Here is a 14,452-nt window from a genome sequence, read left to right as displayed (position 1 = left end):
ATGCCGCCCCAAGGCACCCCCGCCGCCGCCACGGCAGCGCCGGCCGCAGCACCCTCCCGCGATGATCTGGACACCGCGGGCCAGAGGGAGCGGCGAAAGCGCATCATCGACGCGACGCTGGCGCTCGCGCGTAAGGGCGGGTACGACGCGGTGCAGATGCGCGCGGTGGCCAAGAAGGCGGACGTCGCGCTGGGCACCCTGTACCGGTACTTCCCGTCGAAGGTCCACCTGCTGGTGGCCGGGCTCGTCAGCCAGTTCGAGCGGGCGGGCGAGCGGATCGGCAAGGCGCAGATCCCCGGGGGACACGTCGGCCGAGCGCCTGATGTTCGTCCTGGACCGGAACACCCAGGCCCTGCAGCGCGCGCCGCTGCTCACGGAGGCCATGGTCCGCGCGTTCATGTTCGCCGACGCCACCGCCGCGGCCGAGGTCGAGCGGGTGGGCCGGCTCCTCGAGGGGATGTTCGCGCACGCGCTCGGGATCACCGATCCGGACGAGCGCCAGCGCGACACGTTCCACCTGATCGCGGACGTGTGGATGGCGAACCTCGTCGCGTGGGTGACGCACCGCGCATCGGCGTCGGAAGTGCAGAAGCGCCTCTCAGTCGCGGTCGATCTCCTGATAAAAGACTGAGAAAGACCCCCCATACGCCCAGGTCACTGGGTAAAGGACTGAAACACGTACTAGTTTTGCCGCGCGCTTGTTACGCTCCTTTCGCACCTGAGGAAAGGACCGCGATGTTGGCGTTCGGAGGCGTGGCATGAGGGCCGCGTTGCTGTACCGGCTGTACCAATTCGCCGCGATCTTCACGAAGAGTCTCTCGACGGTCGGCCGCTCGGTCCTGCTGGCGCAGCAGATCGTGACGTGGACGTTCCGCGGCGTCGTCCGCCGCAACTTCGCGGTGGGCGAGACGGTCTCGCAGGCGGTCACCCTGCTCCGCGTCACGACGCTCCCCGCGATCCTGGTGGCGATCCCGTTCGGCGCCGTCGTCTCGGTGCAGGTCGGCGCCCTGGTGGACACGGTCGGCGCGAACTCGCTGGTCGGCGCGGCCTCGGGCATCGGCATCATCCGGCAGGGCGCTCCCCTGGCGACCGGCGTCCTTCTGGGCGGCGTGTGCGCGTCCGCCATCGCCGCCGACCTCGGCTCGCGCACCGTGCGCGAAGAACTGCAGGCCATGCAGGTCATGGGCGTCGATCCGATCGCCCGGCTCATCGCGCCGCGCATGCTGGCCCTGATCCTGATCGCCCCGATGCTGCTCATCGCCATCGTGGCCGTCGCGATGCTGGTGGCGCTCGCGGTGTCGGTCTCCCAGTTCGGGCTCAGCTCGGGCGGCTTCTGGTCCTCCTTCGGCGCGTTCTCGGCCCCGGCCGATCTCGTGTTCGCCGTGCTCAAGGCCGAGACCGGCGCGGTGATCGTGGGACTGGTGGCCGGCCTGCGCGGCCTCGAGGCCTCGGGCGGCCCGCGCGGCGTCGCCGACGGCGTGAACTCGTCGGTGGTGCTGTCGATCACCCTGATCTTCCTCGCGTTCCTCGGTCTCACGCAGATCGAGACCATGTTCTTCCCGAGTCAGGTGGCGTGATGGCGACTCCGACCACGACTCCCGGGGGCGGGGCGCCCGCGCCGCAGACCCCCGCCAAGGAGCCGACCACCCACCAGCCGAGCCGGCCCACCTCCGCGATCGCGAAGATCGGCGAGGCCGTGGTCTTCCTGGCCCAGTCGATCTACCTCATCCCCGTGGCGGTCATGAAGTACCGGGGCGAGACGTCCCGGGTCCTCAAGACACTGGCGTGGGGCCGTGGTTCCGTGATCGTCGACGGCGGCGTGGTGGCCATGATGGTCATCCTCGGCGCGGCGAGCGGCGCTGCCGTCGCGATCGAGGCCTACGCGGGCCTGAACCTCATCGGCTTCGGGCCGCTGACGGGCGTCATCGGCGGACTCGCGAACATCCGCGAGATGATCCCCATCTCCGCGGGCATCGGCTTCGCGGCGCAGGCGGGCTGCCGCATGACCGCGCAGATCGGCTCGATGCGCATCGCGGAGGAGATCGACGCGATCGAGGCCCTCGGCATCCGCTCGATCCCCTACGTGGTGAGCACACGCCTCATCGCCGGGATCGTGGTCGTCATCCCCGCCTACCTGCTGACGCTGCTGCTGGCGTTCCTCACCTGCAAGCTCATCGTGGTGGTGTTCCACGGCCAGGCGCTCGGCACGTACAACCACTACTTCGAGCAGTTCCTCAGCCCCACCGACATCCTGTCGTCGACGGTGAAGGCGGTCGTGTTCTGCGCGGCGGTGACGATCATCCACTGCTACTACGGCTTCTACGCCAAGGGCGGCCCCGAGGGCGTCGGCCTGGCGAGCGGGCGCGCGGTGCGCGCGAGCCTCGTCTCCGTGCTCACCCTCGACTTCATCCTGACCATCACCATGTGGGGCCTGACCCCGACGATCATCTTCCGGGGGTAGGCGCGTGTACGAACTCCTGGGGGGAACACCCCAACGCCAGCAGAAGATCTTCCTCACCGTGGGGGCCGTCGCCGTCGTGGTGGCGCTCCTCGCGGTACTCGTCCTGGTTGTCGTGTCGGGGCGCGACTCCGACGACGGGAAGCTCTCCCTCACCATCTCCGCCGGTGACATCGGGCCGGGCGTCAAGGCCGGCACCAAGGTCACGCTGCGCGGTGTACCGGTCGGCGAGGTGCGGTCGGTGGACACGCCCGACCCCGGCGACGTCCGGGTCGGCGTACGGCTCGACCCGACCAGCGTGGCCGGCCTCACGGACGCGTTCTCGGTGCGGTACCAGCCCGGCAACTACTTCGGCATCACGGAGATGGCGCTCCTGCCCGGCTCCGGCGGCGGCGAGCTGCGTTCCGGCTCCGTGCTGCGACCGGCGTACAGCTCGGACACCATCTCGGACCTGCTGACCCGCAGCTCCGATTCCGTGTCCGGCGTCATCACGCCCAAGCTGATCGACGTGACCCGCAAGGCCACGAAGTACACCCAGGCCGTGACGCCGCTGCTCCAGGTCGCGTTCGCGGTCGAGCAGCAGAACGCGCTGAGCTCCCCCGTCCCGATCGAGACCACGCAGCGCAACGTCCGCAAGACGCTCGACGGTGCGCCCGGGGTCGTCGAGGCGGCGTTCGAGGGCTGGTTCATCCCGCAGATCAAGGGCGGCGAAGCCGCGGGCACGCTCGACTACACCGTCAACAACTACGACAAGGTGGACGCCACGACCACGCTCCTCGGCACCGGCTTCTTCACCCCGCTGGCCGACATGTTCGGTTCGCACGAGGCCGATTTCAAGCCGGGAACGGTCATGCTGCGGGTGATCATGGACAGCACGACGAAGGTCATGCGGACCGTGAGCGTGCCGCGCCAGGTGGTGCCGCTGATCACCGGGCTGAACCGTTCCTTCGTCACCGTGCCCCAGGGGACCGCCCTGCGCACGAACGTCGTCGTCGACCGCTTCCCCGCCGCCGCGTCGGTGATCGACCAGGGAGGACGCTGATATGCACCACTCGTACCGACGCGCCACCATCACCCTCGCCGTCGCGCTCGCGATCACCGTGCTCATCGGTGCCGGGATCTTCGCGGCGCTGCGTAATCCCGCGGGTGGCGAGACCTCGAGCTACGAGGCGTCCTTCTCCGACGCCTCGGGCCTGCGCACGGGCAGCGACGTCCGCCTGCGCGGCGTCCTCATCGGGAAGGTCACCTCGGTCGAGGTGCGCAAGGGAGCCAGCGGCAACGACGCCGTCGTCGGATTCACCTCGCAGAAGACGCATCCCGTCACCACGAGTACCCGCCTGGCGGTGAAGTACCGCAACCTCACGGGCGAGCGCTTCATCGAGGTTCAGCCCGGCTCGGGCGCCCAGGGCACCAGGACGTCGAAGGTCCCCGTCTCCCAGACGACCCCGTCGTTCGACATCACCAACCTGTTCAACGGCCTCGCCCCGGTGCTGCGCACTCTGAGTCCCGAAGACGTCAACGAGCTGACCCGGAACCTGTTGGGGCTGTTGCAGGGCGACGACACCACGGCCAAGCAGACCTTCGCGTCCATCGACAGGGTCACCGCGAACCTGGCGGACCGGCAGGCGGTCATCAAGACGCTGATCGACAACGTGACCCGCGTGGCCAACATGATCAACGACTACTCGCCGCAGGTCGTGGAGTTCATCACGAACTTCGATCTGCTGCTGACCAAGGTGCTCCAGAACCTCGAGGAGTTCCGGCGCACCGCGACGTACGGCCCCGGCTTCGGTGCCGCCACCAACCGGGTGCTCACCGCGCTCGGCCTCTCGAAGGAGCTCGACGTCGAGAAGCTGTTCCACACGGCGGTCCGCGATCCCAACGAGGCGATCGCCGCGATGCGCCAGCTGCCCGGCCTGTTCACCGGCGTCGCCGCACTTCTCGGCGCGCCGCCCCAGGGTTCCTGCAGCAAGGGCGAGGCGAAGCTGCCCGAGTCGACGACGGTTCTGATCGGCGGAACGAATGTGACGGTGTGCGCGAAATGATCTTCACCGGAAGGCCGCCCTGGCGGTCACTCATCAGCCGCTCGACCAAGATCGGCGCGATCGCGGTCGCGATCGCCCTCGCGATCGCCGCGGTCCTCGCGTACGTCTACGCCCGCCCGCCGGGGCAGAAGCAGATCGAGTTCTCCACCACGGACGCGGCGCTCATCAAGCCCGGCTACGAGGTGCGGTCCGCGGGCGTGCGGATCGGGACCATCAGCTCGGTCGAACTGCGCCGGGACGACGTCAAGGTCGTGGCCAGGGTCGAGAACTCGGTGTTCGTCGGCGACCAGACCTCGGTCGCGGTCCGGATGTTGACGGTGGCCGGCGGCTTCTACGTCGCGCTCTCGTCCGCCGGGCGGAGTGACCTCGGGGACAAGCCGATCCCACGCGAACGGGTCAGCCTGCCGTACACCATCGGCGACCTGCTGCAGGAGGCGCCGGACAAGCTGACACCGCTCGATCGCACACAGCTCGCGGGCTCGATCAAGGAGCTCAGTGCGGGGCTGGAGGGGAACCCCGGGTCGGTGGAGAACATCGTCGAGGGCGTCAACTCCCTGGTCGGCCAGCTCACCGAGCAGCGGAACCAGGTGGGCCGCATCATCAACGTGAGCACCCAGTACGCCGAGAGCTTCGCCAAGGAGCGCGAGACGATCATGAACATGGTCCGCAAGGCGTCGCTGGCGATCGTCACCCTGGATCAGACCGCCGTGAACTTCGGCGTCGCGTACCAGGGGCTGGCGGGGATGTTCGGCAAGATCAAGCCCTTCCTCGATCTGTACTACAAGTACCGGGAGCCGTTGGGATCGGCGTTCTCCCAGATGGAATCGGCCTTGCAGACCACGAACGTGACGATCCCCCAGATGATCTCCGAACTGCAGAAGGGCATCGACGCGATGCAGGCGACCCTGGAGCAGCGCGGCACGCCGGCCCCGGAGAACACGGTGCTCGCCAGCAAGCTGTGCTTCCCGACGGCGACGGTGAGCTGCTGATGCGCGCGAACAAGTACCTGTCCCTCGGCATGGCGGCGGCGCTCGCCACGTCGACCCTGATGGCCACCACTGCGGCTCCCGCCCAGGCGGCGGGGAGCGGCACGATGTGCGCGTTCCTGTCGGACAGCATCGGCCTGTACCCCGATAACGACGTGACCCAGATGGGCGTCAAGATCGGCTCGGTCACGAAGGTGGAGCCGCAGGGCGACGGCGTGAAGGTCACGTTCGACGTGTCCGGCCGCACGCTGCCGGCGTCGGTCAAGGCCGTCACCCGTTCCGTGTCGATCCTCGCGGACCGCACCCTGGAACTGGTCGGCAACTACTCGTCGGGCCCCACCCTGCAACCGGGGACCTGCATCGGCCGCGACCTGACGGCGACCCCCAAGTCGATCTCGGAGACCACCGCCTCCGCGACCCGCGTGGTCAACGCCGTCACGGAGGGCGGGGCCTCAGCCGATCTGGGGAAGCTGCTGACCACGCTGGACGAGCAGGTCGGCCCCGGTGTCGCACCGCAGGCGAACCGGTCGCTGAGCAATCTCTCGACGCTGATGAGTGACCCCGCGGGGTTCCTCGGCGATGTCACGACGGTGGTCAGCAACGTACGGCCGCTGATGCAGGACATGGACAAGCAGTGGGGGCAGCTGCTGCTCACGCTGCAGCACGTGGGTCCGGTGCTCGAGGAGTACGGCCGGGTCACGTTCCCCGCGGTGCAGGAGATCTTCCAGACGCTGCCGGTGTTCTTCCTGGTGGGCGACGACCTGATGCGGCGCTACGGCCACATCCTGCGTCCCGGCGGGGAGGCCGCCTCCGACGCGGTCCGGCTGGCCGCATCCGGCGTCCGCTCGAACGAACAGCTCGCCAAGACGCTGCCCGTGTTCGGTTCCATGGTGGCGCCGTTCCTGCCGCGCGGCGACGGTGACCAGCCGCTCACCGTGGCCGGCGTCCCCACCACCAGCGTGGCGTCCGCCGACCCGAACGGCCTGTGCCGCAAACTCAACGACCGATCGCCGGGCTCCTGCGAGGTGGCCGGCGGGAAGGCCCAGGTGGCCGACGTGGACCTGCTCAAGCTCGTACTCGCGCAGGGAGGACGATGATGAAGGCCCCCGCTCTGACGATGCGCTGGCTGCCGCGGCCGATGGTCACGGTGGTCGCCCTGCTCGGACTGATCGCCCTCGGCGGATGCTCCGTCAGCCCCGCGAACATGGACCTGCGCAACCCGGCCTCGACGAGCGACCAGTACCAGGTGGACATGAAGTTCGCCGACGTCCTGAACCTGCCGATCGGCTCGAAGATCACGCTCGGCGGTATGACCGTGGGCCGGGTCAAGGGCGTCGCGCTCGCCGACGACGCGGTGACGGTGTCGTCGAGGATCGACGAGAAGGTCAAGCTCCCGGCCAACGTGCACGCGGCGGTGCTCCAGGACACCCTGCTCGGCGAGGCGTACGTGCGCCTCGAGATCCCGGGCGGCACACCGTCGCAGTCGAACCTGCGCGGCGGTTCGGTGCTCCCCCTGACGCAGACGAGCCCCCCGCGGTCCGTCGAGGGGACGCTCACCGTGCTGGCCGACTACTTCGGCAGCGGCTCCGTCCAGGACATCAGCCGCACCATCACCAAGCTGAACACGTCGCTGCCCAAGAACACCAAGGAGTTCGACCGGCTCACCTCCCAGCTGGGGAAGGACGTGGAGGGCTTCGGCGCGTCGACCGCGGAGACCAACCGGCTGTTGGACTCGGCCTCGGAGATGGCGGACCGGCTCGCCAAGCAGGAGAACAACTTCAAGACCACCTTGTCGCCGTACAACATGAAGTACTGGATGAACCAGGGCAAGCTCATGTCGAACATCGGCGTGCTGCTCCCCGCGGTGGGCGGCATGCTGCAGCAGGGCTACTGGCTGATCCCGCTGATGAACTCGTCCTCGGACCTGTTCGAGCTCCTCACGGCGGACATGGTGTCGCTCGGCGACGCGATCCACGGAGGATCGGTGCTGGTCAACTCGAATCTCGTTCCCTTCCTCAAGAAGCCGACCCTCAAGGTGGACTCCGTCACCGGACCCGACGGGAAGAACATCACCGACGGGACCGCGGCGATCCTGCGCATGATCGGACAGGCGAAATGACGCGCTCGGGAGTGGCATCGGCCCTCGGACTCGTCGCCCTGGTGGTGGTCTCGGTGATCGCACTGGGATTCCAGGGCGTGCAGTGGCTCTCGCCCTCGGACCAGAGGACCGCGTACATCCAGCTGACCGACGCGAACGGCCTCATGGTGGGCTCGCGGGTGCTGGACCGCGGCGTCGACGTGGGCACCGTGCGCGCCGTGACGGTGAACGCCGACCGCGTGGAACTGGAGCTCGCGTACGCGAAGGGCACGCGGATCAGCGAGGACGCGTCGATCCGGGTCCAGAACCTCTCCGGCCTCGGCGAGACCTATCTCGCGCTCCTGCCCGGCACGGGTCCGGCACTCGCCGACGGTGCCCGGGTCAAGGGAGTCGTGGACACCGCCGATTCCACGGTGGGCGCGCTCTCGACCTCGTTGTCGCGGTTGATGAAGCAGCTCGACCCCAGCACCGTGCAGCGCCTGCTGGGACGCGCGGAGGAGTCCCTCCCCGCGGGCGAGCAGGTGGCCCCGGTCATCGACGCCGGCGCGGTGCTCACGGCCACCTCGATCCTCCGGCAGCTGCCGGACATCAAGGACCTGCTCGGCTCGTTCAACTCGATCACGCCGCGCGCCGATCAGGTGGGCCCGCTCCTGATGAGCATCGCCGGGCCTCTGCGCACCTTCGGCAAGGGCTATGGCGAGATGGCGCCCTACTCGGTCTCGTACATCAGCCAGGGCGACTACCCGAACGTGATCAAGAACGGCATGCTGGAGCTGTTCAAGGTGATCCAGAAGTTCGAGGACGGCTCGGGTCCCAGCGTCAAGTACCTCTCCGAGCTGGTGCTGCCCTCCGCCCGCGCGATCGCGGAGCCGCTGTCCACGATCAACGCGGGTCAGCTGCTCGACACGGCGCTGGCGTCCGTGCGCGGCCGCAACGGAGTCACCCTGAACCTGAACGGGCAGGGCGGCCCCGCGCCGGCACCGGGTGCCTCGCCCGCCGCGCCGAAACCGTCCTCGGCCAAGCCCTCCCCGTCCGCGCCCGTGTCTCCGTCGGCGTCCCCCTCGTCGACGACACCGGGCCGCTGATCCCCGCAACGGAGTACCCACGATGACCTTCGCTCTCACCGACGTTCAGCACGCCCTCTCCGAGGCGATCGACGACTGGGCCGCCCGGACCGACCCGTCCGCGGCGGTGCGCGCCGTCGAGCCGGATGCCGACGCGCGCGTCGATCCCGCCGCCGTGGATGCGGCGTGGAAGGGCCTGACCGAGCTCGGCGTCTTCGGGATCGGCGTCGACGAGGCACTGGGCGGCGCCGGCGGCACCGCGACCGACGTGGCGACCGCCATCGAATCCGTCACCCGGGCACTGGTTCCGGGCCCGGTCGTCGGGACCCTCACCGTCCTGGGACTGCTCGGCGCCGCGGACCGTACGCCCGTGGTGCGGGCCGCGCTCACCGACGGTGCCGAGGGCGCGTTCCGCGCCGCGGTCGCCGGCCCCCTCTCCTCCGGTTCCGCCGCGACCGTCGCGGACGCGGCCCGGGACACCCATCTCCTGGTCGGGGTGGCCGGTGGGGATCGGTGGTACCTGCTTCCGCCCGGCCACCCGGCGATCGCCGTCGAGGACCTCCCGCCGCTGGACCGCTCGCGTCCGCTCGCCCGCGTTCGGCTGACCGGAGAACCGCCGGAGGAGTTCCGCGTCAACGGGATCGGGGCGGCGACGGTCCGCGCCGCGACTCTCGCCGCGGCCGCCGCGGAGGCGGCGGGGATCGCCTCCCGCTCGCTCGACACCGCGGTCGAGTACGCGAAGGTCCGCGTGCAATTCGGCAGGCCCATCGGCTCGTTCCAGGCGATCAAGCAGATCGCCGCCGACATGCTGTGCCGCTCGGAGGAATCGGTGGCGCTGGCGTACGACGCGGCGTCGTCGGGCGCCGAGTTCGCGGCGGTCGCGGCGGCGGCCCGCACCCTGGACGCCGCGGTGCTCAACGCGCAGGACGCGATCCAGGTCCTCGGCGGGATCGGTTTCACGTGGGAGCATCCCGCGCATCTGTACCTCCGCCGCGCACTGGGACTGCGCCAGGTGCTCGGCGGTTCGGCGTGGTGGCGGACGGAGACCGCCCGGATCGCCCGCGACGGTGCCCGCCGGACACCCGTGGCCGTCGCCGAGCCGTCGGCGGAGCTGAGCGCCGAGGCAGCGGCGATCGCCGCGCTCCCCGGAGCGGAACAGCGGCGGGCGCTGGCGGATTCGGGGATGCTCGTGCCGCACTGGCCCGCGCCGTACGGCAGGGACGCGGACGCCGCGGCACAGCTGGAGATCGACGCGGCGCTGCACGGTGCCGGCGTCGATCGCCCGGACCTGGTGATCGGCGCGTGGGCGGCGCCCACCGTTCTCGCGCACGGCACTCCCGAACAGGGCGAGCGCTTCGTCTGGCCCACGCTGCGCGGCGAGATCACCTGGTGCCAGCTGTTCAGCGAGCCCGAGGCGGGGTCCGACCTCGCGGCGCTGCGCACCAAGGCGGCCCGCGTGGACGGCGGGTGGGAGCTCACCGGGCAGAAGGTGTGGACCTCGCTCGCGCACGAGGCCGACTGGGCCATCTGCCTCGCCCGCACCGATCCGGATGCGCCGAAGCACAAGGGCATCACCTACTTCCTCGTGGACATGCGCAGCGCCGGCGTCGAGATCCGGCCGCTGCGCGAGATCACCGGCGATGTGCGGTTCAACGAGGTCTTCCTCAACGGGGTCTTCGTGCCGGACGAGCTCGTGGTCGGCGAGGTGAACCGCGGCTGGCGGCTCGCCCGCACCACTCTCGCCAACGAGCGGGTCGCGATGAGCGGCGGCGCCACCCTCGGTGCGCGCCTGGAGGCGCTCGTCGCGGGTGCCGACGACGCGGACGAGTCCCTCGGCGGCCTCGTGGCCGAGGCGTGCGCGTGCGCGGCCCTGGACGACCGCGCCACTGCGCTCGCCGTCGACGGACGGGACCCCGGCCCCGTGTCGAGCGTCCGGAAGCTGATCGGAGTGCGACACCGTCAGGCGGTCGCGGAGGCGGCGCTCGTCCGCCTGGGCCCCGAGGGCGCCGTCGCCGACGGTGATGCCGTCGACGTGCAGTACGAGGCCCTCCTGACGCGGTGCCTGTCGATCGCCGGCGGCACCAGCCAGATCCTGCGGAACGTGGCCGCGGAGCGCGTGCTGGGCCTGCCCCGCGACTGATCGCGATCGATCCGCGAGGGAGGCGCGCGCAAACCCTCCCGCGAAATTGGAACGTGTTCTACCATTCTCGACATGGATGACTCCGCGATCGCCGCTGCCGCCGAGGCCCTGCTCGGCGCCTACGCCGCCGGCGAGCCGATCGATCCGCTGATCGAGACGTTCCCGCAGGCCACCATCACCGATGCGTACCGGATCCAGCAGGAGCAGGTGCGCCGCTGGGAGGCCGCGGGCGACAGGGTGAAGGGCCACAAGGTGGGCCTGGCCTCGCTGGCGATGCAGCGCCAGATGAACGTCTTCGAGCCCGATTTCGGGCACCTGACGGCGTCGATGTTCCACCTGGAGCACCTCCCCATCGACGCCTCGGCGTGGATGCAGCCCCGGATCGAGCCGGAGATCGCGTTCATCCTGGGGCGCGAGCTGCGCGGCCCGGGCGTCACGGTCGCCGACGCGATCCGGGCGGTGGACTACGTGGTGCCCGCGCTCGAGGTCGTGGACTCCCGGATCAAGGACTGGAACATCTCGATCGTCGACACGGTGTCCGACAACGCCTCGTCGGGCGGGGTCGTCCTGGGCAGCCGCCCCACCCGGCTGGACGCGGTCGACCTGCGCACCGTGGGCTGCACCTTCCGGATCAGCGGCGAGCAGGTGGGCACCGGCGCCGGCGGGGCCGTCCTCGGCTCCCCCATCAACGCACTCGTCTGGCTGGCCAACACGGTGGGGCCGCTGGGCACAGCCCTCGAGCCCGGTCACGTCGTGCTGCCGGGATCGATGACCCGCGCGGAGCCGGTGCGGGCCGGCGACACCATCGTCGCCGACATGGGGCCGCTCGGCTCCGTGACCGCCGTACTGGCCCCCTGACCACTGGAATCCCGCGAACGGAGAGTACGCACATGAAGATCACCATCGGCGACGCCTGCACCGGATTCGGCGTCTGCGAGGGCATCCGCCCCGACGTGTTCGAGGTCAACGACGAGGGGTTCGCCGAGGCCACCGACGAGGGACTCACCGAGGCGGACCGCGAGGACATCGAGTACGCGGTCACGCAGTGCCCGACCCAGGCCATCCTGCTGGCGGACTGAGCACGCGGCGGGCCCCGCACGTCACGGGGCTAACGGACCGTCCTCGAGCGGCGATGTACGGGTGAGTCGTGATGACACCGCGGCGTCCACGTCCGGCGAGGAAGGGAACCTCATGGCCGCCACCACCCGAATCCTGACCTGCGGCGCGGCAGCGCTGTCCCTGACCGCTCTCGCGGTTCCCGGTGGAGCGAGCGCCGCCGAGCCGCCCACCCCCGAGGCGCGGCTGGCGGTGCAGCAGCTGCAGCAGCTGCCCGAGATCGACCCTTCGGGCAGTCCCGACATGAGCGACTACCGCAGGGCGTTCTTCCGCATTGGCGACGCCCAGTGCGAGATCGGCCCGAACGGCGGCCTCGCGGGTTGCGGGATGGTCCCGCGCAGCGCCCCGGACGGGGCCATGGCCACCATGTCCGCGAGCTATCAGGCGGGCCGGTTCGAGGGCACCGCACCGAGGCAGCGCCCCGAGACCGTCCAGCTCGGCGCCGGGCAGAAGACCGGGAACGAGGGCTCGGAGTGCGGACGGCCCGATGCGGCCCGGCTGGTCTGCACGACCGGGCCGCACGGGTTCCTGCTCGTCACCTCCGGAACCGGCTACGCCACCTTCTGGTGACGGGCGGGCTCACACCTTCTGCGCCGCGGACATCTCCACCGCGATCGCGATGATCATGTCCTCCTGGCCGCCCACGTAGCCCCGGCGGCCGCACTCGTAGAGGATCTCGTGCGCGGGAACGCCGTAGCGCTCCGCGGCGCGCTCGGCGTGCAGCAGGAAGCTGGAGTACACGCCGGCGTAGCCCTGCACGATCGAACTGCGATCCATCACCGGGAGCCGCGTGATGTACGGCTTCACCACGTCCTCCGCGGCGGCCATGAGCGCGTCCTTGTCCGTGCCGGTGCGCACGCCCAGCCGCTCGAACGTCGCCGACAGGATCTCGGTCGGCGAGTTGCCCGCGCCCGCGCCGAGCGCGAGGAGCGAGCCGTCGATCTGCTTCGCCCCCGCGCGGTACGCGAGAACCGAATTGGCCACGCCGAAGCTGAGGTTCTGGTGCCCGTGGTAGCCCACCTGCGCATCGTCGCCCAGCTCGGCTACGAGGGCGGCCACGCGGTCCGCGGCGTCCTCGAGGATGAGGGCGCCGGCCGAGTCCACCACGTACACGCATTGGCAACCGGCGTCGGCCATGATCCGCGCCTGCTTCGCCAGGGCCTCCGGGGTGGACATGTGCGAGAGCATGAGGAAGCCGACGGTCTCCAGGCCGAGTTCGCGTGCGGCGCCGAAGTGCTGGATCGAGACGTCGGCCTCGGTGCAGTGCGTGGCGATGCGCAGCGCGCCCGCCCCGAGGTCGGCCGCCACCCGGATGTCCTCGACGGTGCCGAGGCCGGGCAGCATGAGCACCGCGATCTTCGCCCGCTGCGCCTCGTCGACCGCGGCGGCGATCAGCTTGCGCTCGTCGACCAGGGAGAAGCCGTAATTGAAGGTGGAGCCGCCCAGGCCGTCGCCGTGGGTCACCTCGATGAGCGAGACACCCGCGTCGTCGAGGGCGCGCACCGTGTCCCGGACGTTCTGCTCCGTGAACTGGTGCGCCATCGCGTGGCTGCCGTCGCGCAGCGAGGTGTCCACGATCCGCACGTCCCGGTTCGGGTCGTTCCAGAGTTCGCCGTTGATGCCGCTCATGCCTTCACTCCTGCCAGGATCCGCTGCGCCAGCAGCTCGCCGGCGCGCGCCGCGGCCGCCGTCATGATGTCCAGATTGCCCGCGTAGGTGGGCAGGTAGTCGCCGTTGCCGGCCACCTCCAGGAACACGGCGACCCGCGCCTTGCCCTCCCAGCCCGGCCTCGGCTCGTCGTACTGCGGCGGCGCCTTGAGCGTGTACCCCGGGACGTACACCTGCACGTCCCGCACCATCTGCTCGATGGACGCCGTGATCGCGTCCCGGTCGGCGTCCGGGTCGATCGCGCAGAACACGGTGTCGCGCATGATCATCGGCGGTTCCACCGGGTTGATGATGATGATCGCCTTGCCCTTCGCTGCGCCGCCGACCTCCTCGATCGCGCGGGCCGTGGTCTCGGTGAACTCGTCGATGTTCGCGCGTGTGCCCGGTCCGGCGGAGCGGGAGGACACGGACGCCACGATCTCCGCGTAGTCCACCGGCGTGATCCGGCTGACGGCGTGCACGATCGGGATCGTCGCCTGCCCTCCGCAGGTGATCATGTTGACGTTCGGCACGTCGAGCTGGGACTCCAGGTTCACGACGGGGCACGCGAGCGGCCCCACGGCCGCCGGCGTGAGGTCGACCGCCACGATGCCGGCCGCCTCGTACCGCGGCGCGTTGGCCCGGTGCGCCTTCGCCGACGTCGCCTCGAACACCAGCTGCGGCGGGTCGGGCTGCGCCAGAAGCCAGTCCACGCCCTCCGCCGAGGTCTGCAGACCCATCTCGGCGGCCCGCTTGAGGCCGTCCGATTCCGGGTCCACGCCCACCATGTACCGCACGTCCACGTGCTCGCTGCGCTGCAGTTTGGCCAGCAGGTCCGTGCCGATGTTGCCCGGGCCCACGATGGCCGCCGTCACCTTCTCCGTCATACCTCGACGAT

Annotated in this window: 14 protein-coding genes and 1 pseudogene; 13 read left to right on the top strand and 2 right to left on the bottom strand. The window is 70.3% G+C overall.

The genetic code is table 11. The annotated features are described in order from the left end of the window. The 13 genes and pseudogenes from kstR (at window position 1) to BN39_RS08675 (ending at window position 12,477) form a co-directional block, all read left to right on the top strand. Window positions 1–631: pseudogene (kstR, locus tag BN39_RS08735) on the top strand (cholesterol catabolism transcriptional regulator KstR). A gap of 127 nt (window positions 632–758) precedes the next feature. Continuing rightward, entirely contained in the window at window positions 759–1,577 is an 819-nt protein-coding gene (locus BN39_RS08730) for an ABC transporter permease (protein WP_019202003.1), read from the top strand. Next, window positions 1,577–2,461 carry an ABC transporter permease gene (locus tag BN39_RS08725; RefSeq protein WP_019202002.1) on the top strand — a complete coding sequence of 295 codons (885 nt, stop codon included), beginning with the start codon at window positions 1,577–1,579 and terminating at the stop codon, window positions 2,459–2,461. The genes BN39_RS08730 and BN39_RS08725 overlap by 1 nt, the downstream gene beginning before the upstream one ends. A gap of 4 nt (window positions 2,462–2,465) precedes the next feature. After that, the gene (locus tag BN39_RS22185) at window positions 2,466–3,500 is read left to right on the top strand and encodes an MlaD family protein (RefSeq protein WP_019202001.1); all 1,035 of its coding nucleotides are present in this window, start codon (window positions 2,466–2,468) and stop codon (window positions 3,498–3,500) included. Window position 3,501: 1 nt separating this feature from the next. Further along, window positions 3,502–4,503 (top strand): MlaD family protein, encoded by a 1,002-nt coding sequence (locus BN39_RS08715; RefSeq protein WP_019202000.1) that lies wholly within the window; start codon window positions 3,502–3,504, stop codon window positions 4,501–4,503. Continuing rightward, window positions 4,500–5,492 carry an MlaD family protein gene (locus tag BN39_RS08710; protein ID WP_019201999.1) on the top strand — a complete coding sequence of 331 codons (993 nt, stop codon included), beginning with the start codon at window positions 4,500–4,502 and terminating at the stop codon, window positions 5,490–5,492. Before BN39_RS08715 ends, BN39_RS08710 begins: the two co-directional genes overlap by 4 nt. Next, entirely contained in the window at window positions 5,462–6,586 is a 1,125-nt protein-coding gene (locus BN39_RS22180; RefSeq protein ID WP_019201998.1) for an MlaD family protein, read from the top strand. The genes BN39_RS08710 and BN39_RS22180 overlap by 31 nt, the downstream gene beginning before the upstream one ends. Then, window positions 6,583–7,608: an MlaD family protein gene (locus tag BN39_RS08700; protein WP_081585965.1), complete on the top strand. Its 1,026-nt coding sequence runs from the start codon at window positions 6,583–6,585 to the stop codon at window positions 7,606–7,608. The genes BN39_RS22180 and BN39_RS08700 overlap by 4 nt, the downstream gene beginning before the upstream one ends. Next, window positions 7,605–8,672: an MlaD family protein gene (locus BN39_RS08695; RefSeq protein WP_019201996.1), complete on the top strand. Its 1,068-nt coding sequence runs from the start codon at window positions 7,605–7,607 to the stop codon at window positions 8,670–8,672. The genes BN39_RS08700 and BN39_RS08695 overlap by 4 nt, the downstream gene beginning before the upstream one ends. Before the next feature lie 22 nt (window positions 8,673–8,694). Further along, complete coding sequence (locus tag BN39_RS08690) at window positions 8,695–10,791, top strand: acyl-CoA dehydrogenase (RefSeq protein ID WP_019201995.1); 2,097 nt, start codon at window positions 8,695–8,697, stop codon at window positions 10,789–10,791. 72 nt (window positions 10,792–10,863) lie between these two features. Beyond that, entirely contained in the window at window positions 10,864–11,649 is a 786-nt protein-coding gene (locus BN39_RS08685) for a 2-keto-4-pentenoate hydratase (RefSeq protein ID WP_019201994.1), read from the top strand. A gap of 32 nt (window positions 11,650–11,681) precedes the next feature. Continuing rightward, a complete protein-coding gene (locus BN39_RS08680) occupies window positions 11,682–11,870 on the top strand; it encodes a ferredoxin (RefSeq protein WP_019201993.1) in 189 nt (62 codons plus the stop codon). A gap of 61 nt (window positions 11,871–11,931) precedes the next feature. Next, window positions 11,932–12,477 (top strand): hypothetical protein, encoded by a 546-nt coding sequence (locus BN39_RS08675; RefSeq protein WP_148281446.1) that lies wholly within the window; start codon window positions 11,932–11,934, stop codon window positions 12,475–12,477. 9 nt (window positions 12,478–12,486) lie between these two features. Here BN39_RS08675 and dmpG read toward each other — a convergent pair whose 3' ends face one another. Further along, window positions 12,487–13,536 carry a 4-hydroxy-2-oxovalerate aldolase gene (gene dmpG, locus BN39_RS08670; RefSeq protein WP_019201991.1) on the bottom strand — a complete coding sequence of 350 codons (1,050 nt, stop codon included), beginning with the start codon at window positions 13,534–13,536 and terminating at the stop codon, window positions 12,487–12,489. Next, window positions 13,533–14,441 (bottom strand): acetaldehyde dehydrogenase (acetylating), encoded by a 909-nt coding sequence (locus BN39_RS08665; RefSeq protein ID WP_019201990.1) that lies wholly within the window; start codon window positions 14,439–14,441, stop codon window positions 13,533–13,535. Before BN39_RS08665 ends, dmpG begins: the two co-directional genes overlap by 4 nt. Between the last annotated feature and the right edge of the window lie 11 nt (window positions 14,442–14,452).

It is taken from the genome of Tsukamurella sp. 1534 (assembly GCF_000312385.1).
In the GTDB taxonomy this organism is placed as follows: Bacteria; Actinomycetota; Actinomycetes; order Mycobacteriales; family Mycobacteriaceae; genus Tsukamurella.
The sequence above is the reverse complement of the archived record's forward strand: the minus strand, read 5'-3'. Positions and strand labels throughout refer to the sequence as shown.

What these genes read in the sequence shown, in the direction of transcription:
- BN39_RS08730 (WP_019202003.1), top strand. Translation starts at nt 759, where the DNA reads ATGAGGGCCGCGTTGCTGTACCGGCTGTACCAATTCGCCGCGATCTTC.
- BN39_RS08725 (WP_019202002.1), top strand. Translation starts at nt 1,577, where the DNA reads ATGGCGACTCCGACCACGACTCCCGGGGGCGGGGCGCCCGCGCCGCAG.
- BN39_RS08715 (WP_019202000.1), top strand. Translation starts at nt 3,502, where the DNA reads ATGCACCACTCGTACCGACGCGCCACCATCACCCTCGCCGTCGCGCTC.
- BN39_RS08710 (WP_019201999.1), top strand. Translation starts at nt 4,500, where the DNA reads ATGATCTTCACCGGAAGGCCGCCCTGGCGGTCACTCATCAGCCGCTCG.
- BN39_RS08700 (WP_081585965.1), top strand. Translation starts at nt 6,583, where the DNA reads ATGATGAAGGCCCCCGCTCTGACGATGCGCTGGCTGCCGCGGCCGATG.
- BN39_RS08695 (WP_019201996.1), top strand. Translation starts at nt 7,605, where the DNA reads ATGACGCGCTCGGGAGTGGCATCGGCCCTCGGACTCGTCGCCCTGGTG.
- BN39_RS08690 (WP_019201995.1), top strand. Translation starts at nt 8,695, where the DNA reads ATGACCTTCGCTCTCACCGACGTTCAGCACGCCCTCTCCGAGGCGATC.
- BN39_RS08685 (WP_019201994.1), top strand. Translation starts at nt 10,864, where the DNA reads ATGGATGACTCCGCGATCGCCGCTGCCGCCGAGGCCCTGCTCGGCGCC.
- BN39_RS08680 (WP_019201993.1), top strand. Translation starts at nt 11,682, where the DNA reads ATGAAGATCACCATCGGCGACGCCTGCACCGGATTCGGCGTCTGCGAG.
- dmpG (WP_019201991.1), bottom strand. Translation starts at nt 13,536, where the DNA reads ATGAGCGGCATCAACGGCGAACTCTGGAACGACCCGAACCGGGACGTG.
- BN39_RS08665 (WP_019201990.1), bottom strand. Translation starts at nt 14,441, where the DNA reads ATGACGGAGAAGGTGACGGCGGCCATCGTGGGCCCGGGCAACATCGGC.